Annotated in this window: 22 protein-coding genes, 1 tRNA gene and 1 pseudogene; 17 read left to right on the forward strand and 7 right to left on the reverse strand. The window is 67.2% G+C overall.

Translation table 11 applies throughout. The features are described 5' to 3' along the window. Position 1 precedes the first annotated feature (1 nt). The 7 genes and pseudogenes from SNOV_RS22795 to SNOV_RS01205 all read left to right on the forward strand — a co-directional run. Positions 2–1,201, forward strand: coding sequence for an efflux RND transporter periplasmic adaptor subunit (locus SNOV_RS22795; RefSeq protein WP_013165074.1), 1,200 nt, complete (start codon positions 2–4; stop codon positions 1,199–1,201). A gap of 202 nt (positions 1,202–1,403) precedes the next feature. Then, a complete protein-coding gene (locus SNOV_RS01180) occupies positions 1,404–2,006 on the forward strand; it encodes a helix-turn-helix domain-containing protein (protein ID WP_013165075.1) in 603 nt (200 codons plus the stop codon). A 62-nt stretch (positions 2,007–2,068) separates the two neighbouring features. Next, positions 2,069–2,455: a RidA family protein gene (locus SNOV_RS01185; protein WP_013165076.1), complete on the forward strand. Its 387-nt coding sequence runs from the start codon at positions 2,069–2,071 to the stop codon at positions 2,453–2,455. 10 nt (positions 2,456–2,465) lie between these two features. Then, positions 2,466–2,960: an MOSC domain-containing protein gene (locus SNOV_RS01190; RefSeq protein ID WP_013165077.1), complete on the forward strand. Its 495-nt coding sequence runs from the start codon at positions 2,466–2,468 to the stop codon at positions 2,958–2,960. 18 nt (positions 2,961–2,978) lie between these two features. Continuing rightward, positions 2,979–3,920 (forward strand): PDR/VanB family oxidoreductase, encoded by a 942-nt coding sequence (locus tag SNOV_RS01195; RefSeq protein ID WP_244412833.1) that lies wholly within the window; start codon positions 2,979–2,981, stop codon positions 3,918–3,920. Positions 3,921–4,000: 80 nt separating this feature from the next. Beyond that, complete coding sequence (locus SNOV_RS01200; RefSeq protein ID WP_049785675.1) at positions 4,001–5,314, forward strand: MFS transporter; 1,314 nt, start codon at positions 4,001–4,003, stop codon at positions 5,312–5,314. Between the two features lie 97 nt (positions 5,315–5,411). Then, a pseudogene (locus SNOV_RS01205) lies at positions 5,412–5,708 on the forward strand (hypothetical protein); the annotation flags it as partial. Positions 5,709–5,870: 162 nt separating this feature from the next. Here the strand turns inward: SNOV_RS01205 and SNOV_RS01210 are convergent. After that, a tRNA-Arg gene (locus tag SNOV_RS01210) sits at positions 5,871–5,947 on the reverse strand. Between the two features lie 277 nt (positions 5,948–6,224). On the opposite strand from SNOV_RS01210, the gene SNOV_RS01215 reads away from it, so the two are divergent. After that, complete coding sequence (locus SNOV_RS01215) at positions 6,225–7,028, forward strand: HesA/MoeB/ThiF family protein (protein WP_041782645.1); 804 nt, start codon at positions 6,225–6,227, stop codon at positions 7,026–7,028. A 60-nt stretch (positions 7,029–7,088) separates the two neighbouring features. On the opposite strand, the gene SNOV_RS01220 is transcribed toward SNOV_RS01215, so the two are convergent. After that, positions 7,089–8,090: a 2-hydroxyacid dehydrogenase gene (locus SNOV_RS01220; protein WP_013165081.1), complete on the reverse strand. Its 1,002-nt coding sequence runs from the start codon at positions 8,088–8,090 to the stop codon at positions 7,089–7,091. Positions 8,091–8,277: 187 nt separating this feature from the next. On the opposite strand from SNOV_RS01220, the gene SNOV_RS24345 reads away from it, so the two are divergent. Continuing rightward, positions 8,278–8,934, forward strand: coding sequence for an SH3 domain-containing protein (locus SNOV_RS24345; protein ID WP_244412835.1), 657 nt, complete (start codon positions 8,278–8,280; stop codon positions 8,932–8,934). Positions 8,935–8,940: 6 nt separating this feature from the next. On the opposite strand, the gene SNOV_RS01230 is transcribed toward SNOV_RS24345, so the two are convergent. Next, positions 8,941–9,351: a tautomerase family protein gene (locus tag SNOV_RS01230; protein ID WP_013165083.1), complete on the reverse strand. Its 411-nt coding sequence runs from the start codon at positions 9,349–9,351 to the stop codon at positions 8,941–8,943. A 94-nt stretch (positions 9,352–9,445) separates the two neighbouring features. Between SNOV_RS01230 and SNOV_RS01235 the strand changes: the two genes are divergently transcribed. Continuing rightward, the gene (locus SNOV_RS01235; protein ID WP_013165084.1) at positions 9,446–10,291 is read left to right on the forward strand and encodes a LysR family transcriptional regulator; all 846 of its coding nucleotides are present in this window, start codon (positions 9,446–9,448) and stop codon (positions 10,289–10,291) included. Positions 10,292–10,401: 110 nt separating this feature from the next. On the opposite strand, the gene irrA is transcribed toward SNOV_RS01235, so the two are convergent. Further along, positions 10,402–10,926, reverse strand: coding sequence for an iron response transcriptional regulator IrrA (irrA, locus tag SNOV_RS01240; protein WP_013165085.1), 525 nt, complete (start codon positions 10,924–10,926; stop codon positions 10,402–10,404). Positions 10,927–11,369: 443 nt separating this feature from the next. Here irrA and fabA point away from each other — a divergent pair, with 443 nt between their 5' ends. The 3 genes from fabA (at position 11,370) to fabI (ending at position 14,044) form a co-directional block, all read left to right on the forward strand. Continuing rightward, a complete protein-coding gene (gene fabA / locus SNOV_RS01245) occupies positions 11,370–11,879 on the forward strand; it encodes a 3-hydroxyacyl-[acyl-carrier-protein] dehydratase FabA (RefSeq protein WP_013165086.1) in 510 nt (169 codons plus the stop codon). A gap of 61 nt (positions 11,880–11,940) precedes the next feature. Then, positions 11,941–13,161 (forward strand): beta-ketoacyl-ACP synthase I, encoded by a 1,221-nt coding sequence (fabB, locus tag SNOV_RS01250; protein ID WP_013165087.1) that lies wholly within the window; start codon positions 11,941–11,943, stop codon positions 13,159–13,161. Between the two features lie 40 nt (positions 13,162–13,201). Further along, the gene (fabI, locus tag SNOV_RS01255) at positions 13,202–14,044 is read left to right on the forward strand and encodes an enoyl-ACP reductase FabI (RefSeq protein WP_041782649.1); all 843 of its coding nucleotides are present in this window, start codon (positions 13,202–13,204) and stop codon (positions 14,042–14,044) included. Between the two features lie 29 nt (positions 14,045–14,073). On the opposite strand, the gene SNOV_RS01260 is transcribed toward fabI, so the two are convergent. From SNOV_RS01260 to SNOV_RS01270, 3 genes are all read right to left on the reverse strand, one after another. Beyond that, positions 14,074–15,555, reverse strand: coding sequence for a metal-dependent hydrolase family protein (locus tag SNOV_RS01260; protein WP_013165089.1), 1,482 nt, complete (start codon positions 15,553–15,555; stop codon positions 14,074–14,076). 844 nt (positions 15,556–16,399) lie between these two features. Next, a complete protein-coding gene (locus tag SNOV_RS01265; protein ID WP_013165090.1) occupies positions 16,400–17,248 on the reverse strand; it encodes a prephenate dehydratase in 849 nt (282 codons plus the stop codon). Between the two features lie 10 nt (positions 17,249–17,258). Further along, positions 17,259–18,014 (reverse strand): 3-deoxy-manno-octulosonate cytidylyltransferase, encoded by a 756-nt coding sequence (locus SNOV_RS01270; protein WP_013165091.1) that lies wholly within the window; start codon positions 18,012–18,014, stop codon positions 17,259–17,261. A 217-nt stretch (positions 18,015–18,231) separates the two neighbouring features. On the opposite strand from SNOV_RS01270, the gene SNOV_RS01275 reads away from it, so the two are divergent. The 4 genes from SNOV_RS01275 to SNOV_RS01290 all read left to right on the forward strand — a co-directional run bounded on the left by SNOV_RS01275 (position 18,232) and on the right by SNOV_RS01290 (position 24,375). Beyond that, positions 18,232–18,873: a c-type cytochrome gene (locus SNOV_RS01275; RefSeq protein ID WP_013165092.1), complete on the forward strand. Its 642-nt coding sequence runs from the start codon at positions 18,232–18,234 to the stop codon at positions 18,871–18,873. Between the two features lie 174 nt (positions 18,874–19,047). Beyond that, complete coding sequence (locus SNOV_RS01280) at positions 19,048–20,955, forward strand: extracellular solute-binding protein (protein ID WP_013165093.1); 1,908 nt, start codon at positions 19,048–19,050, stop codon at positions 20,953–20,955. 160 nt (positions 20,956–21,115) lie between these two features. Further along, positions 21,116–23,005, forward strand: a complete 1,890-nt coding sequence (locus SNOV_RS01285; protein WP_013165094.1) for an extracellular solute-binding protein — start codon at positions 21,116–21,118, stop codon at positions 23,003–23,005. A 263-nt stretch (positions 23,006–23,268) separates the two neighbouring features. Then, positions 23,269–24,375 (forward strand): microcin C ABC transporter permease YejB, encoded by a 1,107-nt coding sequence (locus SNOV_RS01290; RefSeq protein ID WP_013165095.1) that lies wholly within the window; start codon positions 23,269–23,271, stop codon positions 24,373–24,375.

Consider the following 24,375-nt stretch of genomic DNA (forward strand, 5'->3'; position numbering starts at 1 on the left):
GATGCGGATCACAGTTGGTCGCGGCATTGGACTTCTTCTGTTGCTCATAGCTGTTGCCGGCGTGGTGTGGGCAGTGCTGCCCCGCCCCATACCCGTTGAGACATCCAAGGTTACAAAAGGACATTTCGTTGCCACCGTTGACGACGATGGCAATACCCGAATTCGAGAACGCTACGTCGTCGCAGCGCCGCTGGCAGGTAGGCTGACCCGGGTGCAGCTTAAAGCCGGAGATCGAGCTTCTACCGGGGACGTGCTGGCATCAATCCTTCCATCTCCGGCGCCATTTCTCGATCCGCGCAGCCGCCGCGAGAGCCAGGAGAGGCTCGGTGCGGCAGAAGCAGCGCTTGAACGCGCCAAGGCCATGGTGGAACGAGCACGGGCGCAAGCCGTTCAGGCCGAACAGGAGCTAACGCGCACGCGCACATTGGTCGAACGCGGCGCTTCGACGATGCAGGCCCTCGAACGGGCTGAGTTAGCAAAGCGCGTCGCCGATCGAGATTTGCGCGCAGCAGCGTTTCAGCTACATGCCGCAGAGCATGAACTCGACCAGGCGCGCGCGCTTCTTGCGCAGTATAGCGATGGTGCCAAGGAGATTCCTGAGACTTGGAGCGTCACTGCTCCCATCACGGGGATCGTCCTGAAAGTCAACCAGGAGAGCGAGACGATTGTCCAGCCCGGCACACCACTCCTTGAACTGGGAGATCCGCGGGATATTGAGATCGTAGTCGACGTTCTCAGTACCGACGCAGTGGAAATTCGCCCCGGCGCTCGGGTGACGATTGAACATTGGGGTGGCCCCAACGCACTGGAAGGAAGGGTACGGCGCGTTGAGCCTGCGGCTTTCACGAAGATTTCGACGCTCGGAGTCGAGGAGCAGCGAGTCAATGTGTTGATCGATATCGTCTCGCCGCCTGATCGATGGTCCGGTCTCGGCGAAGCATATCAGGTTGACGCCAAGATCGCCGTTTTCGGTCTCGAGGACGCAACGATAGTTCCTGCCGGTGCGCTATTCCGCCGTGATGACACCTGGCACGTCTTCACTGTCGAAAATGGACGCGCTCAGCTAACGCCGGTCGTCGTCCTGCGGAGATCTGCCCGTTCGGCAGCCATCGGCTCGGGATTGGTGCTTGGCCAAAGTGTCATCGTCTACCCAAGCGATCGAATTGAAGCAGGTGTTAGCGTGAAAACATCTTCAAAGTGATCTGGAGCGAGGCTGCCGGCTGGCATACGGCCCCCTCTAGCTGAACCGCCCCGATTTTTTTTTATCCGCCTTCGTGGCTCGTCGGTGCTCGTCTGGCGCTCATCAGGTCGCCGCACGCCTGCCGGTGTAGTCCGGTGATCGCGTCGAAGCCGGTTTGCTGATATGAGCCTGGCTGTTGCCGAGGTCGTGTGGGAGTCGTGCTGTGCAGGCGGAGCCAGTTGAAATCGAGGATAGCGTCGCCGATCAACTGCGCATCCTTGCCGCCGAGCTACGTCGCCATCGCAAGGACCGTCAGCTTTCGCTGGAGGCACTGAGCCTGTTGTCCGGCGTGAGCCGGTCCATGATCTCGAAGATCGAGCGTGGCGAAACCGTGCCGTCCACCGGCACGCTCTCCCGGCTCGCCGAAGCGCTGGGCACCACCTTCTCCCAGCTCATGGCGCATCCGGTGGAGAGCGAGATCATCGTCATCCCGGCCGACCGCCAGCCGATCCTGAGCGACACCGCCTCCGGCTATCATCGCCGCTGCATCTCGCCTGTGCTACCCGGACGGGGCGTCGACTGGGTGATCAACACGCTGCCTGCCCTCGGCACGAGCGGCGAGTTCGTCGCGCACCGGCGGGGCGTCGAGGAATACATCTACGTGCTGAAGGGGCGGCTCGAAGCCCGGGTCGGCGCGCGGCGGGTGACGCTGGAGACCGGCGATGCACTCTATTTCCAGGCGCATGAGACGCACCAGTTCACCAACCTCGAAGCCGGCGAGTGTGAGTATTTTTTGATCATCAACAGCTCCGGCCTGCGCGGATAAAAAGCTTCCACTAACGTGGAAAAAATTCCACTATTCGCCCTCTCATGAGGAGCGAGTAGCCTATGACCGAGCGTCGCCTGATCAGCACCCCTGCCGCCCCGCCCGCCGCGGGCCCGTATTCCCAGGCCGTCACGGCCGGAAACCTCGTCTTCGTCGCCGGCCAGCTGCCGCTCGATCTGTCGGGCGCCGTCCCCGAGGGCGTGGAGGCGCAGACGCGCCAGTCGCTCGCCAATGTGACGGCGGTGCTCGACGCCGCTGGCGCCAGCGCCGCGAGTGTCCTCAAGACGACGGTCTTCCTCAAGAACATGAACGACTTCGCGGCGATGAACGCGGTCTATGCGGAGGTGTTCGGAACCTCGCTGCCGGCCCGTTCGACCATCGAGGTGGCGCGCCTGCCGCGCGACGTGCTTGTCGAGATCGAATGCATCGCTCTTTCGGGCCAGGCGTGAGGACCGCGCCATGACCGATTGGAAGGGCGGCGTCCTGCTCCACATCCACATCGCCCCGGCCGCCTCCTACGAGATGGAGGAACTGGCCGAAGCAAACCTCGTCGCCGGGCGTGGCATCGAGGGAGATCGTTATTTCCTCGGCACGGGCACCTATTCTCCCAAGCCGGACATTCGCGAGGTCACGCTCATCGAGATCGAGGCGCTGGAGGCGCTGGCGAAAAACGATCCGCCCCTGCAACAGAGCCCGATCACGCTCGACCCGGCCGACCATCGCCGGAACCTGACGACGCGTGGCGTCCCGCTCAATCATCTGGTCGGCAAGAGATTCCGCGTGGGTGAGACGGTGCTGCGCGGCGGCCGGCTGAACTTTCCCTGCAAATATCTGGAAGAACTCCTCGGCATGCCGGTCTTCCTGCCGCTCTACAACCGCTCGGGCCTCAACTGCTCGATCGAGACCGGCGGCATCATCCGGCCGGGCGACCCCATCGAGCCGCTGGACGACTGAGCCATCATGACCGCTCGCATGATCATGAAGCTGGATGTCGCCGAGCGCGTCGACGACGCGACCGACGTCATCCTGGTTTCGCTCCGCCATCCGCGCCGGCCCGCGCTTCCCGCTTGGAAGGCCGGCGCGCATATCGACGTTCACCTGCCGGATGGGCGCATCCGGCAGTATTCGCTCTGCGGAGATCCGGCGGACCGCACGCGCTATCGCATCGCCGTCAAGCGCGAGATGGCGGGGAGGGGCGGGTCCGCCTGGATCCACGAGACCCTCGCCGTCGGCGATGCGGTCCACTGCTCCGCGCCGCGCAACAACTTCGCGCTGGCGCCGCAGGCAGGGCGCCATCTGTTCATCGCCGGGGGGATCGGCGTCACCCCGCTGGCCGCGCTCGCATACGAGGCGCTTCAGCGCGGCGACGCGTTCGAACTGCATCTGCGGGCCCGCTCGCGGCGTCACGCGCCGCTTCTGGCCGAACTGGAACGCGCCTTCGCAGGGCATCTGCACCTGCATCTCGACGATGAGGCGCCGGCGTCGCTGGATGACATCCTCGCGTGGTTCGGTGTCACGGCGGATGCCCATCTCTATTTCTGCGGACCCGCCGGGCTGAATGCCGCCATCGCTGCGGCCGCCGAGAGGCAGAGCTGGGCCGCAGAGCGCTGTCATACCGAGGTGTTCCAGCCGACGCTGGACGAGAATTTCAAGCCCGAGCCGTTCGACATCACGATTGCCTCGACCGGCCAGACCCTGCGGGTGCCTGCCGATCGCTCGGCTCTCGACATCCTGCGCGCCAATGGCTTCGTCATGCCGTCGTCCTGCGAACTGGGCGTGTGCGGCGCCTGCATCTGCGGCTATCGCGACGGCACGGTGATTCATCGCGACAGCGTGCTCAGTCTCGCCGACCGGCAGGACAAGCTCACGCCGTGCGTTTCCCGTGCCCGGGTGGGCGTCACGCTGGAACTGTAGCAGCCGCGTGGCACGACTCTTGCTTCCACTATAGTGGATATATTTCCACTATGGAGGATTTGACCGTGTCACTGTCAACGATGGATGCCGGCGCGGATGTGCCGGCCGTGCCTACCGGGTCCCTCTCGCCCGGCGAGCGCCGCAAGGTGGTCTGGTCGAGCGTGATCGGTACCACGGTCGAGTGGTACGACTTCCTCATCTATGGCACCGCCGCCGCACTGGTGTTCAACAAGCTGTTCTTTCCAAGCTTCGATCCAGTGGTGGGCACCATCGCCGCCTTCGGCTCCTATGCCGTCGGCTTTCTCGCACGCCCGCTGGGCGGCGCGGTGTTCGGCCATTTCGGCGACAAGCTGGGGCGCAAGGCCATGCTGTCGCTCACCATCATCATCATGGGGGCGGGCACGTTCCTCATCGGCTGCCTGCCCAGCTATGATCAGATCGGCATCTGGGCGCCCATCCTGCTGGTGGCGCTGCGCCTCGTGCAGGGGCTCGGAATCGGCGGCGAATGGGGCGGCGCCGTGCTGATGGTGGTGGAAAGCGTGCCGGACAACAGGCGCGGCTTCTTCGGCAGCATCGTTCAGCTCGGCTATCCTCTGGGCGTTCTCGCATCCATCGGCGTCTTCGCGATGGCGACCAAGCTTCCCGAGGCCGAGTTCCTCTCCTGGGGCTGGCGCATTCCCTTCCTCGCCAGCGCGCTCCTGGTGGTCGTCGGCCTGTTTATTCGACTGCGCCTGCACGAAACGCCGGCATTCCAGCGAGTGAAAAAGCAGAACACGGTCTCCAAGCTCCCTCTGGTGGAGATTCTGACGCGGCACCCGCGCACCTTCCTCACGGCCGTCGGCCTCAAGGTGTCCGAGATCGCCTATGTCAGCGTCGTCACCGTGTTCTCCATCTCCTATGTCACGGTGCAGCTTGGCCTGCCCCGCAGCGTCATCCTCAACGGCCTGCTCATTGCCGCCTTCATCGAACTCTTCACCATCCCGCTGTTCGGCTGGATGGCGGACCGGTTCGGCCGGCGGGTGATGTTCGTCTTCGCCTGCCTGTTCTCGATCGTGTTCGCCTTCCCGCTGTTCTGGCTGTTCGATACGGCCGATCCGACCGTCATTGCCATCACGGTTGCGATTGCGCTGAGCCTCGGACAGGGCGTCATGTTCGCCATCGGGGCGGCCTGGATGTCCGAACTCTTCGATGCCCGGCTACGCTACAGCGGCGCATCGCTCGGCTTTCAGGTCGGGGCTGCGCTGAGCGGCGGCTTCACACCCATCATCGCCGCTGCGCTTCTGGCATGGAGTGGGGCGACTTGGCCGATCTCTATCTATCTGGTCATCCTGGCTCTGATAACCTTGTGGGCAACATTCTGCGCCCCAGAGACCGCCGGTAAGAAAATCGACTGACGACACGATCGGCCCCCTCGGCCCGAATTCGGCCCGACGCCCAGGCGTCGAGCCGAACGTTCGGGTCGGCTTATTCCAGCCTGCAAGGCACGTCTAGGATACCGCGTACTGCCAGAACACCTTTTATGAGGCCTGGCGCCTCGCGATCCAGCGCTATGGCATAAACCCCTACACCGGCCGCGGTGCCATCAAGGGTCTGCTGCCGTACGGGCCACAAAATGTGCGCGACGTGCTCGCGACCCATATCCTCAAGAAGACGGGCTCCTATGAGCAGGCGAGCTACGCCAATCAGGACACCCCCGAGATGGTCGCCAAGCACTACGGGCGCTTCCTACCGCAGGACAAGGCGGCCCCTGCGGCCCAGATCCTCAACAAGGTGTGGGAGGCGGCTTAAGGGCAGAGCCGCGACGCTCATCGCGAATCTCTTCGCCGCCCGCTCTACGCGGCGCCACGCTGCCGCACGCCGTAATTTGCTTCCGCAGTGCTTCCGCGGCGAGACAGAGGCGAACCATCCCGTAAGGGCGCCTTGATAAGTTACTGATTTTGCGTTAGAAAATGGCGCACCCGGCACGATTCGAACGTGCGACCTTTGCCTTCGGAGGGCAACGCTCTATCCAGCTGAGCTACGGGTGCCCGCGGCGCGGAAGTTGCGCCGGTGCTGCGTCTTCATAGTCGAACGGCTACCCGCCGGCAACCGGGCGCGTGCGATGTCGCGCAGGGGCCGGACCAGGAATTTCGCCGGTGGCCGGGGGACACCCCGCGAGCGGCAGAACGCATGTTCCCGCCGGATGGCCGGGAGGGGGAATACGGCGCAAGCGGGCCGGGGCCGGCATGCTGGTTTGGGGCGTGATCGTGGTTATATAGGCGCATCATGACGACCACCGACGCCCCTGCACCCGCCCGCGCCTCCGTGTTCTCCGCCGACGAGGTGGAGCGCTATGCGCGCCATCTCGTGCTCGCCGAGATCGGCGGGCCGGGGCAGCAGAAGCTGAAGAAGGCCTCGATGCTGGTGGTCGGCGCGGGCGGGCTCGGCGCGCCGGCGCTGCTCTATCTCGCCGCCGCCGGCGTCGGCCGGCTGGTGGTGATCGACGACGACATCGTCTCGCTGTCGAACCTGCAGCGGCAGGTGATCCATACCACCGAGAGGATCGGCCAGCCGAAGACGGAGAGCGCCGGCGCCCTCGTCGCGGCGCTCAATCCACATGTCGTCTTCGAGGGCGTCGACGCCCGCATCACCGCCGACAACGCGATGGAACTGGTCTCCTCGGTCGACGTGGTGATCGACGGTTCCGACAATTTTTCAACGCGTTACCTCGTCTCCGACGCCTGCGCGCTGGCCGGCAGGCCGCTGGTGACGGCGGCGCTCGGGCGCTTCGACGCGACGGTGACGACGCTGCGCCCGCATGAGAAGAATGCGGACGGCACGCCCAACCCGACCTATCGCTGCCTGTTCCCCGAGCCGCCGCCGGCCGGCACCGTGCCGACCTGCGCCGAGGCGGGAATCCTCGGCGCGCTGGCCGGCGTCGCCGGCTCGCTCGTGGCGCTGGAGGCGGTCCGCGCCGTGGTCGGATTCGGCGAGGGGCTGGTCGGTCGCCTCCTGATGATCGACACCATGTCGATGCGTTTTGAGACGCTGAGCTATGGCTGGGACCCGGACAATCCGCTGACCGGCGAGAGCCCCACCATCACCGATCTGTCCGCCCACAGGCGGTGACCGAAAAGGTGACATTTCGCCCGCCACCGGTGGCATCCGGGGCGCGCGGTGACATCCACCTCACAGCATAGCGGGGAGCACGCGGTCGGGCGGGCGGTGGCCGTCCATGAAGGCCTTGATGTTGACGATCACCTTCTCGCCGGTGTCGACGCGCGCCTCGACGGTCGCCGAACCCATATGCGGGAGCAGCACCACCTTGCCGGCGCGGGCGAGCTTCAGCAGCTTCGGGCTCACTGCCGGCTCGCGCTCGAACACGTCGAGCCCGGCGCCGGCGATCTCGCCGTTCTCGATCATGCGGATCAGCGCATGTTCGTCGATCACCTCGCCGCGGGCGGTGTTGACGATATAGGCGTCGGGGCGGATCAGCTTCAGCCGCCGGGCCGAGAGCAGATGGAAGGTCGCCGGCGTGTGCGGGCAGTTGACGGACAATATGTCCATGCGCGCCAGCATCTGGTCGAGGCTGTCCCAGTAGGTCGCCTCCAGATCCTCCTCGATATGGGCGGGGAGGGGCCGGCGGTTGTGGTAGTGGATCTGCAGGCCGAAGGCCTTGGCCCGGCGGGCCACCGCCTGGCCGATGCGGCCCATGCCGATGATGCCGAGGCGCTTGCCCCAGATGCGATGCCCGAGCATCCACATGGGCGACCAGCCCGGCCAGGTGCCGTCGTCGCTGGTGATCAGCGCCGCGCCCTCGGTGAGCCGGCGCGGCACGGCGAGGATCAGCGCCATGGTCATGTCGGCGGTGTCCTCGGTGAGGACGCCGGGCGTGTTGGTGACGGTGATGCCGCGGGCATTGGCGGCGGCGACGTCGATATGGTCGACGCCGTTGCCGAAATTGGCGATCAGCTTGAGATTCGGTCCGGCGGCCTCGATCACTTTCGCGTCGATGCGGTCGCAGATGGCGGGTACCAGCACGTCGGCGGTAGCCATCGCCTCGGCGAGCTGCTCCTGCGACATCGGGACGTCGTCGACGTTCAGGCGCGCGTCGAACAGCTCGCGCATACGGGTTTCGATCTTGTCGGGCAGCCTGCGCGTCACGACCACCAGCGGCTTCTTGCGAGCCATGTTGCTCCCCGTGCAAAACCCCGTGGCGGTCAAGCTCTCGTTAACGCTGAGGCCACACACTCGCGCCATCCGGGCGACGCGTTCATTAGCAGACGGGTTCGCGAAACACAAAAATGCACCGGTTCGCGGTGCAGGGGCGTGCTTTCAGGATCGTGCCGGGGAATTCGGCACCGCTCCCGGTGGACGAATGGGTGATTGGACGATGGGTATGGACGGGCTTCGGGGCAGGGCGAAGCTGCGAAACTGGGCATTTGGACTGGCGGCGGGCCTCTTGGTAGCGGGCCTGGCGGCGGGCACTCTGGGCCATGCGCAGGAGGAGCCCGCATCGGGCGAATCTCCGGGCGCTTCCTCGGGCGCTTCTTCGGGTGATTCCTCCGGCGAGGCGCCGGGCGCGGCGAACGGCCCCACCGGGCGCGCCAGCGGCCTGCCGGTGCCGCGATTCGTCAGCCTCAAGGCCGACAAGGTGAATGTGCGCTCCGGCCCGACGCGGGACCATGCGGTCGCCTGGGTGTTCACCCGCGCCGGCCTGCCGGTGGAGATCACCGCCGAATTCGAGACCTGGCGGCGCATCCGCGATTCGGACGGCGCCGAGGGCTGGGTCTACCATTCCATGCTGTCGGGCCGCCGCACCGCGCTGGTGAGCCCCTGGAAGGCCGGCGAGCCGACCCCGCTCTATGCCGACCCGGACAAGTCCTCCGCGGTGAAGGCGAAGCTGGAGCCCGGCGTGCTCGGCAAGGTCGAGCATTGCGACGGCAAATGGTGCCGCTTCTTCGAAAACGGCTTCGACGGCTTCGTCGCCCAGGAGCGCCTGTGGGGCGTCTATCCCGGCGAGAAGATCGAGTAGGCGCCGTCAGGCCGCCGCCGGACGGGCGGCGATATAGCGGCGCTCCTGCGTGACGCCGCCATAGCCATAGGCGTCGCCGCGCGCCTCCACCACATGCACATAGCTTTCCGCGTGCAAGGGACCGAGCAGCGCGGCGAAGGCCTCGAAGCACGCGGCGACGAAGGCCGCCTTCTCATCCTTGGTGTTGGTGCCCTCCGTCACCCTTATGTCGAGCCAGAACGCCGCGAGCCGTGCCTCCGCGAGGCTGCGCCCGCCGCAGAACCAGCATGACGGATCGGCGCGCTCGACCAGCACGGCAGTGACCGCCGGGTCCTTGCCGAGCCATTCCTCGGCGAGCTGCGCGGCGCGGCCGGCGAGCGCCGCCTCCATGCGCGGGGTGGGTGAAGGCGACGAGAACTTGATCTGAATCATCGGCATGGCACGTCTCCCTGACTGGTGCGGAGGGAGTCGTAACGCAGGCCATATCATGTGATAATGCTATCATGACGGATATCAGTGATATGGTTTTGTTATGACCGATCGACCACTCGATCTCGAACTCGTGCGTGCCTTCGTCCATGTGGCCGAACTCTCGAGCTTCACTCGCGCGGCCGAGGCGTTGGGCAGCACCCAGGCCGGGGTGAGCCTCCGGCTGCGCAAGCTGGAGGATCGCCTGGGCCGCACGCTGCTGGAACGCACGCCGCGCCTTGTGCGCCTCACCCCCGACGGTGCCCAGTTTCTGGAGCGTGCTCGCCGGCTGCTGGCGGCCGACCGCGACGCCCGCCTCTGGGGCGCACCATCCGTGCAGCGGCTGCGGCTTGGAATCAGCGACCACACCACGGGTGACACGCTTCCGGGTCTGCTGAGCCGTCTGGCGGCAGTCAGCCCCGAGGTCGTGTTCGACATCCGCATGGGCTTTTCGCGGGTCCTGCTCGACGCGTTCGATGCCGGCGAGCTCGATGCGATTGTGGTGCGGCGCGAGGGCGACCGGCGGGCAGGGGAGATGGTGCGGCAGGACCGCTATGGCTGGTTCGCGGCCGGCGAGGCGCGCAGGGGCTCCGCACCCCTGCCGCTGGCGCTTCTGGCGGCGCCCTGCGGCGTGCGGGCGGCGGCGACCGGCGCGCTGGATGCTGCCGGCATCGCTTGGCGCGAGGCGTTTACCGGCGGCAGCGTGTCTTCCGTCGCCGCCGCGGTGGCGGCGGGACTGGCCGTGGCGCCAATGGCCGCCCATCTCGCTCCCGCCGGCAGCGTCGATGTGGGGCCGGCGCTAGGGCTGCCCGCCTTGCCTTCGGCCAAGGTGATGCTGATCGCCCGCGCCGCGGACGCGCCGACGAGAGCCGCGTTGTGCGAACTCGCCGCCTTCCTTCGGGCCGGCTGACACGGCGAGTGGTCGACCGCGACGGATCGGCCGAGCGCAACAAAAAGGCCGGTCGCAGGACCGGCCTTTCGGATTTCCGGGATGTGCCGAAGCTCGGCTGTGCCGGAGGCTCAGCTGCGGCGCTTGGGACGCAGGCGCACCACCACGTCGATGCGGGCGACCTCGAAGCCTTCCGGCGGCTCGGGAATGCGCTCGACCTCGACCGCCGCGCTCGGGATGTCGACGAGGTTGTTCTCGCCCTCGAGGAAGAAGTGGTGGTGGTCCGAGGGGTTGGTGTCGAAATAGGTCTTCGAGCCGTCCACCGCGAGCTCGCGCAGCAGGCCCACCTCGGTGAACTGGTGCAGCGTGTTGTAGACGGTGGCGAGCGAGACCGGGAAGCGCGCCTTGATCGCCTCCTCATGCAGGATTTCCGCCGAGACGTGGCGGTCGCCCTTGGCGAAGAGCAGCCAGCCGAGCGCGAGGCGCTGGCGGGTGGGGCGCAGGCCGACGTCGCGCAGCATGTGGCGCACGTCGTGGAACGGGCAGCCGGTACGGGCGGCGGAACTGTCGCGCAGCCGGGCTACCGGCAGCACAGGTTCCTCCTCGACGACCACGCGGGAAATCGCGACGTTATGGGGGCGGAAGCCTTCGTTCATCTCGTATTCCGGACCATCGTAGACCGGGCAACCCACGGGCCTTGCGGCTCCGGCGAAGCCGGTCTGCAATAAGTGATGCACCGCGCCGGACCGAGGTTTTGCACCCCAAGCGTCTTCCGCACGTTGCGTTTTTCGTCTGGCATTATATCTGCACGCCGAAGGTCGGGGCAATATCGGCGCCGATAATCGTAACGGTTCCAATGTAGGGTGCGGTCCGCCGTGCCGGAAGGGGATGCCGGCGAAGGATTCGGCGACTGTCACGGTACTGACATTCGCAGTGTCGCAGGGGCAGGTTCAGTGGCTTTGAGTGCGCAGGACGCTGTGATAGGAAGCCCTACGATCGGTGGCCCGTCGGGGGAACGGGCCGGCGACTTGCGTCGCGCATCCTGCGGCGGGGGCCGCTCAAAGGAAAGAAAGTTACGAGCGTGAGTGACACCGGCACGATGGTCGAGCGCCAGACGAGCTTCAACTACGAGGAACTGCTCGCCTGCGGGCGCGGTGAGCTTTTCGGACCGGGCAATGCGCAGCTTCCCGCGCCGCCGATGCTGATGTTCGACCGCATCACCGAGATCTCGGACGATGGCGGGCCGAATGGCAAGGGCCATGTGCGCGCCGAGCTCGACGTCAAGCCCGACCTCTGGTTCTTCGCCTGCCACTTCCTCGGCGATCCCGTCATGCCGGGCTGCCTCGGCCTCGACGCCATGTGGCAGCTGGTCGGCTTCCACCTCGGCTGGCTCGGCGCGCCGGGCCGCGGGCGGGCGCTCGGCGCCGGCGAGATCAAGTTCTCCGGCCAGGTCCTGCCGACCGTCAGGAAGGTGGTCTACGGTATCGACTTCAAGCGCGTGATGCGCTCCAAGCTGGTGCTCGGCATCGCCGATGGCTGGCTGGAGGCCGACGGCGAAGTGATCTACCGCGCGAGCGACCTCAAGGTCGGTCTGTTCCAGACGGCCTGACGGCCGGCTCAAGCGGGGCGCCATGGCGCCCTTCTCGCGTGATTGGAAGGAAAGGAAGCCTATGCGCCGCGTTGTCGTAACCGGAATGGGCATCGTCTCGTCGATCGGCAATTCCACCCAGGAAGTCCTGGCCTCGCTGCGCGAAGGCAAGAGCGGCATCGTCCGCGCCGACAGCTATGCCGAGCTCGGATTCCGCAGCCAGGTGCACGGCGCGCCGCAGCTCGACGCCAGCGCCATCGTCGACCGCCGCGCCATGCGCTTCCACGGCGGCGGCACCGCGTGGAACCATGTCGCCATGGACCAGGCGATCCGCGACGCCGGGCTGGAAGAGAACGAGATCTCCAACGAGCGCACCGGCATCGTCATGGGCTCGGGCGGCACCTCGACCCGCACCATCGTCGAGGCCGCCGACATCACCCGCAAGAACAACAGCCCCAAGCGCGTCGGCCCCTTCGCGGTGCCGAAGGCGATGGGCTCGACCGCCTCGGCGACGCTGTCGACCTGGTTCAAGATCAAGGGCATCAACCATTCGATCTCGGCCGCCTGCGCCACCACCAATATCTGCATCGGCAGCGCCGCCGAGCAGATCCAGTGGGGCAAGCAGGACATCGTCTTTGCCGGCGGCTGCGAGGACCTCGACTGGACGCTCTCCTGCCTGTTCGACGCCATGGGGGCGATGTCCTCCGACTATAACGACACGCCGGCGGTGGCCTCGCGGCCCTATGACAAGAACCGCGACGGCTTCGTCATCTCCGGCGGCGCCGGCGTGCTGGTGCTCGAAGAGCTGGAGCACGCCAAGGCGCGCGGCGCCCGCATCTATGCCGAGATCATCGGCTACGGCTCGACCTCGGACGGCGCCGACATGGTCGCCCCCTCCGGCGAGGGCGCGGCGCGGGCCATGCAGCTCGCCATGAAGGGCGTGAAGGGCGGCATCGACTACATCAACCCGCACGCCACCTCGACGCCGATCGGCGATCTCAAGGAGATCGAGGCGATCCGTGCCGTGTTCGGCGCTCACGCGCCGCCGATCTCGGCCACCAAGTCGCTGACCGGCCACTCGCAGGGCGCCACCGGCGTGCACGAGGCGATCTACTCGATCCTGATGATGCAGAACGGCTTCATCGCCGCGAGCGCGCATATCGACGAGCTCGACCCGGCCTTCGCCGACATGCCGATCGTGCGCGAGCGGGTGGACAATGCCCGGCTCGAGCGCGTGCTCTCCAACGGCTTCGGCTTCGGCGGAGCCAATGCGGTGCTGGTGTTCCAGCATCCCGATGCATGACCGGGACGGCGGCGCGGAAGGAACAGTCGGCATGGGCCTGATGCAGGGCAACCTGATGAACGGCAAGCGCGGCCTCATCATGGGGGTCGCGAACGATCACTCCATCGCCTGGGGCATCGCCAAGACGCTGGCGGCTCAAGGAGCCGAGCTCGCCTTCACCTATCAGGGCGAGGCGCTGGGCCGGCGCGTGCGACCGCTCGCCGAGAGCCTGGGCAGCGACACGCTGATCTCCTGCGACGTCGAGGACCTCGATTCGGTCGACGCGGTGTTCGCGGCGCTGAAGGAGAAGTGGGGCAGCATCGACTTTCTCGTCCATGCCATCGGCTTCTCCGACAAGAACGAATTGAAGGGCCGCTATGCGGACACCACGCGGGCGAACTTCACCCGCACCATGGTGATCTCCTGCTTCTCCTTCACCGAGCTCGCCAAGCGCGCGGCGGCGATCATGCCTAATGGCGGCTCGGTCATCACCCTCACCTATGGCGGCTCGACCCGGGTGATGCCCAACTACAACGTGATGGGCGTCGCCAAGGCGGCGCTGGAGGCGAGCGTGCGCTACCTCGCCGCCGATTACGGCCCGCAGGGCATCCGCGTGAACGCCATCTCCGCCGGCCCGATCCGCACGCTGGCGGGCGCCGGCATCGCCGATGCGCGGCTGATGTTCAACTACCAGAAGCGCAACGCGCCGCTGCGCCGCACCGTGACCATCGACGAGGTGGGCGGCTCGGCGCTGTACCTGCTCTCGGACCTGTCGTCGGGCGTGACCGGCGAGGTCCATTTCGTCGATTCCGGCTACAACATCATCTCCATGCCGCATCCCGACGCGCTGAAGACGATCGAGGACGCCGAGGAGCGCGCCGCCGGCGAGGTCGCGGCGGAGTAGGGGCGCGCCGGCTGCCGCTGGAGCGCGCTCTAGCGGCCGAGCGTGTCCTTGTGGATGCGGCCGTCCTTCATGATGACCAGGAACTTCGCTTCCGGGTCGGCCATCAGCGACAGGTCCTCCAGCGGATTGCCGTCGACCAGGATCATGTCGGCGAAGGCGCCTTCCCTGAGCACGCCGAGCGTGCCGGGATAGGGGTTGCGCGGCCCCGACAGCGTCAGCAGCTCGGCATTGGTCGCCGTCGCCATCGTCAGCGCCTCCGCGGCGCTGTACCACTCGGCGAGATGGGTCAGCATGGTGCCCTGCCGCCGCGCCAGCACGGCCGAGAACAGCAGGTCCGAGCCGAAGGCGGTCTTGATGCCGTGCTTCTTCGCCAGCGGATAGACGGTCCGGGTGGCGGCGAACACCTGCAGCATCCGCTCGCGGCTCGGGCCCGTGAGCGGGGTCGCATCCTCGGCGCTGAGGAAGGGCTGGGTGCTGAGCCAGATGCCCTTCTCGGCCATCTGCGCTGCGATCTCCTCGTCCATCAGGTGGCCGTGCTCGATGCAGGTGACGCCGGCATCGAGCGAGCGCCGGATGGTCTGCGGCGCGTAGGCGTGGCTGGCGACATAGGTGTTCCAGTCGCCGGCCGCCTGCACCGCCGCGCGCATCTCGCTTTCCGTGAAGGTCGAGGCGTCGAGCGGGCTGCGCGGCGAGGACACGCCGCCGCCGCCCACCATCTTGATCTGCGAGGCGCCCTGCAGGAGCTGTTCGCGCACCCGCAGCAGCACCTCGGCCTCGCCATCGGCGATGGCGTTGGCGCCGGACTGCTCGGTGGCGCCGGGCGTGCCGGCGGCGCGCGGCAATTCGCTGGTCGGGCGCAGGTCGGCATGGCCGCCGGTGGCGGTGATCATGGCGCCGCAAGGATAGATGCGCGGGCCGGCGATCAGGCCCTCGTCGATGGCCTGCTTGAGCGCGAAGGACGGCCCTCCGAGGTCGCGGATGGTGGTGAAGCCGCGCATCAGGGTGCGCTCGGCCTCGGCCGCGGCGGCGAGGAAGATGTAGCCGATGTCGGCGGTGGCGATCACATGGATCGGCAGCGCGGCGAACATCGCATGCCAGTGCATGTCGATCAGGCCGGGCATCAGCACCCGGCCGCCGCCGTCGATCACCTGCGCGCCTTCCGGCGCGGCCGGCGTGCCGGACGCGATCGCCTTGACGATCTTGTCCTCGACGAGCAGCGAGACGCCCTCGCGCAGCGTGCCCGAGGTGCCGTCGAACAGCCGGACATTGGTGAAGAGCACCCGGTTCGGTCCCGCCTGCGCCCGCGCCGGCCCGGGCACGCCGAGCGAGGCCGCGGCCAGCGAGGCCGCCATGCCGGCGACGAAACCGCGCCGCGACAGGCCGGCGCCGAGCCGCCGGCTCAGCGCACCGATTTCCGGCCGGTGGCACAGGCAGCCGGCGTGATCGAGCGGCGCCGCCGTCGCGTCGATGCAGGTGAAGGATGCGGGGGTGGGCGGGGAGCGGGAGAACATGAGGCTCGTCTCCGATACGCGCCGCGGTGCTGTCGCGACGACCAGCACCCTACGCGGGGACGGCGCATGCGCAACCCGCGAGCCGGCGCCCTCTCCCCGTCGGACCTGTTCTCGGACGTAAGCCGTCCTTCTTTCGCCGGGTGACAGCACCTTCAACCGCCCTCATGGCCGGGTTTGACCCGGCCACCCAGTGACCGGGAGCGCCCGGTCCTCCTGGGTCCCCGGGTCAAGCCCGGGGATGAGGGCGATATGGGGGAACCGTCATGCCCCGCCTTGTGCCGGGCTTCCACGTCTTCGGACCGCGAGGAAGTCGTGGATGGCCGGGCCGGGCCCGGCCTCACCGCCAGCACCCTCATCCTGAGGTGCGAGCGTCAGCGAGCCTCGAAGGATGGTCGCTCAAGGGCGCCCGGACGAGCATCCTTCGAGGCCCGGCGAAACGCCGGGCACCTCAGGATGAGGTCGTCTGCTTTCACACTGATTCCGGGCACGGCTCGGGATCCCGGCTCTCCGCTACGCTCCGGCCGGGATGACGACGGGGAGCGTTGCCGGCCTTGTGCCGGCACCTCAGGGTCTGGCTCGTAATTCGCGACCGGGATGCTTGGAAGTTCGTCATGGCCGGGCTCGGCCCGGCCATCCACGACTTCGTCCAGATCGGCGCCCGAAAAGTCGTGGATCCCCGGGCCTAGCCCGGGGATGACGGTCCAATGGCTGCACCCGCCACGCCAAAAGCACTACGGGTCAGGCTCTCAGGATGAGGTCGCCTGTTTTCACGGTGATTCCGGGCACGGTTCGCGATCCCGGATCGGCCTGTCGGCCGTCCGGGATGACGACGGGGCCTCGGAGCTCACGCCCGCAACGCAATCCGGTAGGGGTGCGCGGGGTAGACGCCGAGGATGCGCACTTCCTTGGAGAAGAAGGACAGTTCCTCCAGGGCCAGCTTGAGCGCGCGGTCGTCCGGGTGGCCGTCGACGTCGGCGTAGAACTGGGTGGCGAAGAACTCGCCGTCGAGCTGATAGGATTCCAGCTTGGTCATGTTCACGCCGTTGGTGGCGAAGCCGCCCAGAGCCTTGTAGAGCGCCGCCGGCACGTTGCGCACGCGGAAGACGAAGGTGGTCACGGTCGGGCCGTTATTGGCCGGCGCCCATTCGCCTTCCTTCGCCAGGATGACGAAGCGCGTGGTGTTGTGCGCCTCGTCCTCGATGTTCTCGGCGATGATGTCGAGCCCGTAGATCTCCGCCGCGAGGCGCGAGGCCACCGCCGCGCGGGTCGGGTCGCCCGCTTCGGCGACGAGACGGGCGGCGCCGGCGGTGTCGGCGTCGACGATCGGCTTGAGGCCGAGCTTGCGGATGATGTTGCGGCACTGGCCGAGCGCCATGACGTGGCTCTCCACCGTCTTCACCGTGGCAAGCGTCGCGCCCTTCACCGCCATGAGCTGGTGCGACAGCGGCAGGAAGAACTCGCCGACGATGGTCAGCCCCGAGGTCGGCATCAGATGGTGGATGTCCGCCACGCGGCCGGCGACCGAGTTCTCGATCGGGATCATGCCGAGATCGGCCTCGCCGTTCTGCAGCGCCGCGAAGGCGTCCTCGAAGGTCGGGCAGGGCACCGCCTCATGGTCGGGATAGACCTCGCGGCAGGCGATGTGCGAATTCGCCCCCGGCTCGCCCTGGAAAACGATGCGGCGGGTGGTCATGACGGCTTCCTCACTTGGCGGTCTTGGCTTCGCGCGCCAGAAGCTCCCGCGCGCGTTCGAGGTCTTCCGGCGTGTCGACGCCGAGCGGCACGGTGTCGACGATGGCGACGTCGATGCGCATGCCGGCTTCCAGCGCGCGCAGCTGTTCCAGCTTCTCGCGGCTCTCCAGCGGCGAGGGCGGCAGGGCGACGAAGCGCTCCAGCGCGGCGCGGCGATAGGCGTAGAGGCCGATATGGTGGAACAGCGGCCCCTCGCCATAGGGGGCAGTGGCGCGGGTGAAATAGAGCGCGCGCAGGCGCGAGGGCGAGAGCGGGCTGCCGACCGCCTTCACCACGTTCGGGTTGGTGCGCTCGGCCTCGACCGTGATCTGCGCCGCCAGCGTGCCGATGTCGACGGCCGGATCGTCGAGCAGGTCGACGGCGGAGCGGATCAGCGCCGGATCGATGGTCGGCAGGTCGCCCTGCACGTTGACGATGCGGCTCACCCGGCGCTCCGGGTCGACATGGCCGAGTGCCTCGAAGATTCGGTCCGAGCCCGTGGTGTGGTCGGCGCGGGTCATGACGACGGCGAATCCGGCGTTTTCCACCGCCTTGCGCACGCCTTCATCGTCGGTGGCGACGACGACGCGGCCGATATTGGCCGCGGCGGAACGCCGCGCCACCTCGACGATCATCGGCCGGCCGCCGAGATCGGCGAGCGGCTTTCCCGGCAGCCGCGTGGAAGCCATGCGGGCTGGAATAAGAATAAGTGTGTCCTGGGAGGACATTTCCCGGCCTTACCAATGCTCTCGCGTGCCCGCCGACGCCTCATCAGAGTGGCGAAACGTAGCACCGCGGCGCGCTTATACGGGTTGCACGCCAACCGTCAAAATGATTAGTTCCGCCCGCCATTGGCGGCCGATATAGCCGGCTGTTACATTGCGCGCGGGACGTTGGCGGGCCAGCCGGATGGCCGCCGCGCCGGGTGAGGGAGCGAATATTTCGATGGACGGCTTCGAGCTGAACAAGATTGCTGGTGCGGTGCTGGGCGTGCTGACCTTCACGGTCGGCCTGAACGTGTTCTCCGACATCCTGTTCACCACCCACGCCCCGGAGAAGCCCGGCTTCGAGATCGCCGTGCAGGAGGCTTCCTCCGGCTCCGCTCAGGCTGCCGCTCCCGCCGATGTGCCGATCGCCCAGCTGCTCGCCACCGCCAGCGTCGAGAAGGGCGCCGCGCAGGCCAAGAAGTGCGCCGCCTGCCACAATTTCCAGGAGGGCGCCGGCGCCAAGGTCGGTCCCGACCTCTATGCCGTCGTCGGCCGTGCGGTCGCCAGCGCGCCGGGCTTCGCCTATTCCGCGGCGATGAAGGCGCATGGCGGCGAGTGGACCTTCGAGCAGCTCAACAATTTCATCAAGAACCCGAAGGCGGACATTCCCGGCACGGCCATGGGCTTTGCCGGCATCGCCAAGGAGAGCGAGCGCGCCGACCTGCTGGTCTACCTGAACACGCTCTCGCACAACCCGCTGCCGCTGCCCAAGCCCGAAGAGGCCGCGCCCGCCGCTGCCCCGGCCGCCGCTCCTGCGGGCGAGAAGCCGGCCGAACCGGCTCCCGCGGCTCCGGCTCCCGCCGCTCCTGCCCATCCTTGATCGGAAGCGCGCGAAAGCGCGCTTCTTTCACGTTTCCGTCAGGCCGGTGGCGCTTCGCGCCCCGGCCTTATTCTTTTCGGAACGTTACCGTTCATAATCGCCGCGAAGGACGGCGCGTCCGGTAGTCTGGCACGGACGCGGCGCCACGACGTATTGCGCGTGAAAGGGATTTGCATGCCGAGCTTGCTTCGCCGCCTCGATCTTGCCTCTCGCGGCCTTCCGGCGCTCAGCGCCGCGCTTCTCGCCTTCGGCCTGCTCGCCGGGCCGGTGGCGGCACAGGAGGGCGCGGCACCCGGCGCCGCGCAGGGCGCCGCGGGTGAATGGCGGCACGGCCTCTCCCTGCTCGGCACGCCGAAATACCCCGCCGACTTCAAGCATTTCGACTATGTGAACCCGGACGCGCCCAAGGCCGGCCTGCTGCGCCTCTCGGTCGACGGCACCTTCGATTCGCTCAACGACATCATCCCGCGCGGCACGCCGGCGTCGGGGCTGCAGCTGATCTACGACACGCTGATGAGCCCGGCCTATGACGAGGTGGCGACCGAATACGGCCTGCTGGCGGAGAGCGTGCGCTACCCCGCCGACTTCTCCACCGTCACCTATCGCCTGCGCCCCGAAGCGAAGTGGCATGACGGCCAGCCGGTGACGGCCGAGGACGTGGTGTGGTCCTTCGAGCAGCTGACCAAGAACAACCCGCGCCAGGCCTATTACTACAGCCATGTGAAGAAGGCCGAGGTGACCGGCGAGCGCGAGGTGACCTTCACCTTCGACCAGGCGGGCAATCGCGAATTGCCGCAGATCGTCGGCCAGATCCGCGTCATGCCCAAGCACTGGTGGACGGGCAAGGACGCCAGCGGCAAGCAACGCGACATCAGCCAGGGCACGCTGGAAGTGCCGCTCGGCTCCGGCCCCTACAAGGTCAAGCAGGTGGTGCCGGGCCGCTCCATCTCCTTCGAGCGGGTGCCGGACTATTGGGGAGCGGGCCTGCCGGTGAACATCGGCACCAACAACTTCGCCGAGCAGCGCTACGAGTATTTCCGCGACAACGTCGTGGAGCTCGAAGCCTTCAAGGGCGACCAGTACGATTTCCGCGTCGAGACCTCGGCCAAGGACTGGGCCACCGCCTACGACTTCCCGGCGGTGAAGCAGGGCAAGGTGATCCTCGAGGAGTTCCCCGACCGCGCCTCCGGCTCCATGCAGGCCTTCATCCCGAACCTGCGCCGGACGAAGTTCCAGGACCAGCGGGTGCGCCGGGCGCTGAACTACGCGCTCGACTTCGACGGCATGAACCGCACGCTGTTCTTCGGCCAGTACAAGCGCACCTCCAGCTATTTCCAGAACACCGAGCTCGCCTCCTCCGGCCTGCCGACCGGGCTGGAGCTGGAAATCCTCAACAGCGTGAAGGACAAGGTGCCGCCGAGCGTGTTCACCACGCCCTATGCCAACCCGCCGGACGGCGGCGAGGACGTGCGCCGCGCCAATCTGCGCGAGGCGGCGAAGCTGCTGCGCGAGGCCGGCTACCAGGTGAAGGGCGGCAAGCTGGTGGACCCGCAGGGCCAGCCCTTCACCATCGAGATCCTGCTGGCGAGCCCGGCCTTCGAGCGCGTCGCGCTGTTCTACAAGCCGACGCTGGAGCGGCTCGGCATCACCGTGAACATCCGCCAGGTCGACGTCTCGCAATATATCAACCGCATCCGCGCCCGCGACTTCGACATGATCGTCACCGGCTGGGGCCAGTCGCTCTCGCCCGGCAACGAGCAGCGCGACTTCTGGGGCTCGGCCGCCGCCGACCGCGAGGGATCGAGCAATTATGCCGGCATCAAGGATTCCGGCATCGACGCGCTGATCGAGCGGGTGATCTACGCCAAGGACCGCGCCGAGCTGGTCGCCGCCACCCATGCGCTCGACCGCGTGCTGCTGGCCCATGACTACGTGGTGCCGACCTGGAACTACCCCAACACGCGCACCGCGCGCTGGAACCGCTTCGGCCGGCCGGACAAGCTGCCGGAATATTCCTTCGGCTTCCCCGACATCTGGTGGTGGGACGCCCAGAAGGCGGCGCAGACCGGGGGCACGCAGTGAGGCGGCCGATGGGGATCATCGCCTGCGTGCTTCGAGGCCCGGGCGTTGCCCGGGCACCTCAGCATGAGGGAGGTCGGATATGAGGCGACTGCCGCTGGGGATCCTTCCTCATCCTGAGGAGGTCGCTGAAGGCGGCCGTCTCGAAGGACGCAGTCGGTCGATGCAGGGGGGCGTCTCCCGCCGCGCGCTGCTCACCCTCACCACTGCCGCCGGTGCGGCGCTCGCTTTCCCGCGCGGCGCCTTCGCGCAGGAGGCGGCCCCGCCTCCAGCCGCCGGCGCCAATGGCGAGCGGCACGGGCTCTCGGCCTTCGGCGATCTGAAATACCCCGCCGACTTCAAGCATTTCGCCTATGTCGACCCCAATGCCGTCAAGGGCGGCACCTTCTCGCAGGTCGGGCCGACCGCCGCCTTCAACCAGTCCTTCCAGACCTTCAACTCGCTCAACGGCTACATCCTCAAGGGCGACGGCGCGCAGGGCATCGCCCTCATCTTCGATCCGCTGATGGTGCGCGCGCTCGACGAGCCGGACGCGATCTACGGCCTCGTGGCCAAGAGCGTCACCGTCTCGCCCGACGGCACGGTCTACCGCTTCCGCCTGCGCCCCGAGGCGCGCTTCCATGACGGCTCCAAGCTCACCGCGCACGACGTCGCCTTCTCGCTCAACATATTGAAGGAGAAGGGCCACCCGATCATCGGCCAGAGCCTGCGCGACATGGAGGCGGCCGAGGCCGACGGCGACGAGTTCGCCGTGGTCCGCTTCAAGCCGGAACGGGCGCGCGACGTGCCGCTGCTGGCCGCCTCGCTGCCGATCTTCTCGCGCGCCTATTACGGCAAGAAGCCCTTCGACGAGAGCACGCTGGAGCCGCCGCTCGGCTCCGGCCCCTACAAGGTCGGGCGCTTCGAGCCCGGCCGCTTCATCGAATATGAGCGCGTCGCCGATTATTGGGGTTCGGGCCTGCCGGTGAATGTCGGCACCGCCAATTTCGACGTGCAGCGCTACGAATATTTCCGCGACCGCGAGGTCGGCTTCGAGGCGTTCAAGGCGCGCGCCTATCTGTTCCGGCAGGAGTTCACCGCCCGCACCTGGGCGACCGGCTACAATTTCCCGGCGCTGAAGGACGGGCGGGTGAAGCAGGAGATCCTGCCCGACCACACGCCCTCCGGCGCGCAGGGCTGGTTCCTCAACCTGCGCCGGCCGCAATTTTCCGATCCGCGGGTGCGCGAGGCGCTGTCCTACGCCTTCGACTTCGAGTGGACCAACAAGAACCTGATGTTCGACGCCTATAAGCGCACGACCTCGTTCTTCGAGAACTCGGACCTGAAGGCGGAAGGGCCGGCCGGCCCCGACGAACTGGCGCTGATCGCGGCGCTCGGCGACAGGATCACGCCGGAGGAGGTCGCGGTGCTCAAGGCTCCGCCCTGGCTGCCGCCGGTCTCCGACGGCTCGGGACAGGACCGCGCGCTGCTGCGCAAGGGCGCGCAATTGCTGCGCGAGGCGGGCTGGGTGATCAAGGACGGCCGCCTGACCAATGCCGAGGGCAAGACCTTCACCATCGAGTTCCTCGACGACGAGAACGGGCTGGAGCGCCACACCTCGCCCTTCATCAAGAACCTCAAGCTGCTCGGCATCGAGGCCAATTTCCGCCTCGTCGACCCGCCGCAATATCAGCGCCGGCTGAACGACTTCGATTTCGACACCACGGTGCGGCGCTACTCGATGTCCACCGTGCCGGGCGACTCGCTGCGCAACTATTTCGGCTCGCGGGCGGCGAAGATACCGGGCTCGAATAATTTGTCCGGCATCTCCGACCCGCTGGTCGATTTGCTGATCGAGAAGGTGATCGCCGCCGCGACGCGGGACGAACTGCGCACCGCCTGCCGGGTCCTGGATCGCCGGCTGCGGGCCGGGCGCTACTGGGTGCCGCAATGGTATTCGGCCGAGTTCCGCATCGCCTATTGGGACGAGTTCGCCTGGCCCAGCGTGCCGCGCCCCGACTATGACCGCGCCATCCCGACGATCTGGTCGGCGCGGGGGCGGTCGGCGGGGTGATGAGCCGTCGCATGCAGAGCACCGTCATCCTGAGGTGCGAGCGAAGCGAGCCTCGAAGGATGGTCGTTGCAGTGCGCCCGGATCCCCATCCTTCGAGGCCGGCCAGCGGCCGGCACCTCAGGATGACGGTGATCGTGGGAATCGGCCGCGGCGGCCCCGACCTCGAACAACCTCGCATGAACGGACGTTAAGTTGACGCGGGTGCGCCCGCCCTCCACCCTGAGCGCCGGTTGCCGAGAACCGGCGAAGGAAGCCCGAAACGCATGCTCGCCTATATCGTCCGACGCCTCGCGCTGATGGTGCCGACCGTCATCGGCATCATGCTGATCTCCTTTGCCGTGGTGCAGTTCGCTCCTGGCGGCCCGGTGGAGAAGGTGATCGCCGAACTGACCGGGCAGGGCGCCTCCGCCACCTCGCGCATCACCGGCGGCGGCGGCGATTTCGGCGGCATGCAGCAGAACGCCCCGGCGGGCGATCCGGTCTCCTCGAAATATCGCGGCGCGCAGGGGTTGGACCCCGCCTTCATCAAGCAGCTGGAGAAGCAGTTCGGCTTCGACAAGCCGGCCTATGAGCGCTTCGGCAAGATGCTGTGGGACTATGCCCGCTTCGACTTCGGCCGCTCCTATTTCCGCGACATCTCGGTCATCGACCTGATCGCCGAGAAGATGCCGGTGTCGATCTCGCTCGGCCTGTGGATGACGCTGATCACCTACGCCATCTCCATTCCGCTGGGCATCGCCAAGGCGGTGCGCGACGGCTCGCGCTTCGACGTGTGGACCTCGGCGGTGATCATCGTCGGCTACGCCATACCGAGCTTCCTCTTCGCCATCCTGCTGATCATCCTGTTCGCCGGCGGCTCGTTCTTCTCCTGGTTCCCCTTGCGCGGGCTCACCTCCGACAATTGGGACCAGCTCTCGCTGGGCGCGAAGATCCTCGACTATTTCTGGCACCTCGCGCTGCCCATCACCTCCATGGTGCTCGGCGCCTTCGCCACCATGGCGCTGCTGACCAAGAACTCGTTCCTCGACGAGATCCGCAAGCAATACGTCATCACCGCGCGGATGAAGGGGCTTTCGGAGCGCGCGGTGCTCTACCGCCACGTCTTCCGCAACGCCATGCTGATCATCATCGCCGGCTTTCCCGGGGCGTTCGTCGCCGCCTTCTTCTCCGGCTCGCTGCTGATCGAGACCATCTTCTCGCTCGACGGGCTCGGCCTGCTCGGCTTCGAGAGCGTGCTCAACCGCGACTATCCGGTGGTGTTCGCCAACCTCTACATCTTCTCGCTGGTCGGGCTGCTCATCAACCTGCTCTCCGACCTCACCTATACCTGGGTCGATCCGCGCATCGACTTCGAGACGCGGGACGTCTGA

This window comes from Ancylobacter novellus DSM 506 (assembly GCF_000092925.1).
Taxonomy (GTDB): Bacteria; Pseudomonadota; Alphaproteobacteria; order Rhizobiales; family Xanthobacteraceae; genus Ancylobacter; species Ancylobacter novellus.

Coding starts and splice junctions, on each gene's coding strand:
- SNOV_RS22795 (WP_013165074.1), top strand. CDS start 2: ATGCGGATCACAGTTGGTCGCGGCATTGGACTTCTTCTGTTGCTCATA.
- SNOV_RS01185 (WP_013165076.1), top strand. CDS start 2,069: ATGACCGAGCGTCGCCTGATCAGCACCCCTGCCGCCCCGCCCGCCGCG.
- SNOV_RS01190 (WP_013165077.1), top strand. CDS start 2,466: ATGACCGATTGGAAGGGCGGCGTCCTGCTCCACATCCACATCGCCCCG.
- SNOV_RS01195 (WP_244412833.1), top strand. CDS start 2,979: ATGATCATGAAGCTGGATGTCGCCGAGCGCGTCGACGACGCGACCGAC.
- SNOV_RS01200 (WP_049785675.1), top strand. CDS start 4,001: ATGGATGCCGGCGCGGATGTGCCGGCCGTGCCTACCGGGTCCCTCTCG.
- SNOV_RS01220 (WP_013165081.1), bottom strand. CDS start 8,090: ATGGCTCGCAAGAAGCCGCTGGTGGTCGTGACGCGCAGGCTGCCCGAC.
- SNOV_RS24345 (WP_244412835.1), top strand. CDS start 8,278: ATGGGTGATTGGACGATGGGTATGGACGGGCTTCGGGGCAGGGCGAAG.
- SNOV_RS01230 (WP_013165083.1), bottom strand. CDS start 9,351: ATGCCGATGATTCAGATCAAGTTCTCGTCGCCTTCACCCACCCCGCGC.
- SNOV_RS01235 (WP_013165084.1), top strand. CDS start 9,446: ATGACCGATCGACCACTCGATCTCGAACTCGTGCGTGCCTTCGTCCAT.
- irrA (WP_013165085.1), bottom strand. CDS start 10,926: ATGAACGAAGGCTTCCGCCCCCATAACGTCGCGATTTCCCGCGTGGTC.
- fabA (WP_013165086.1), top strand. CDS start 11,370: ATGGTCGAGCGCCAGACGAGCTTCAACTACGAGGAACTGCTCGCCTGC.
- fabB (WP_013165087.1), top strand. CDS start 11,941: ATGCGCCGCGTTGTCGTAACCGGAATGGGCATCGTCTCGTCGATCGGC.
- fabI (WP_041782649.1), top strand. CDS start 13,202: ATGCAGGGCAACCTGATGAACGGCAAGCGCGGCCTCATCATGGGGGTC.
- SNOV_RS01260 (WP_013165089.1), bottom strand. CDS start 15,555: ATGTTCTCCCGCTCCCCGCCCACCCCCGCATCCTTCACCTGCATCGAC.
- SNOV_RS01265 (WP_013165090.1), bottom strand. CDS start 17,248: ATGACCACCCGCCGCATCGTTTTCCAGGGCGAGCCGGGGGCGAATTCG.
- SNOV_RS01270 (WP_013165091.1), bottom strand. CDS start 18,014: ATGTCCTCCCAGGACACACTTATTCTTATTCCAGCCCGCATGGCTTCC.
- SNOV_RS01275 (WP_013165092.1), top strand. CDS start 18,232: ATGGACGGCTTCGAGCTGAACAAGATTGCTGGTGCGGTGCTGGGCGTG.
- SNOV_RS01280 (WP_013165093.1), top strand. CDS start 19,048: ATGCCGAGCTTGCTTCGCCGCCTCGATCTTGCCTCTCGCGGCCTTCCG.
- SNOV_RS01285 (WP_013165094.1), top strand. CDS start 21,116: ATGCAGGGGGGCGTCTCCCGCCGCGCGCTGCTCACCCTCACCACTGCC.
- SNOV_RS01290 (WP_013165095.1), top strand. CDS start 23,269: ATGCTCGCCTATATCGTCCGACGCCTCGCGCTGATGGTGCCGACCGTC.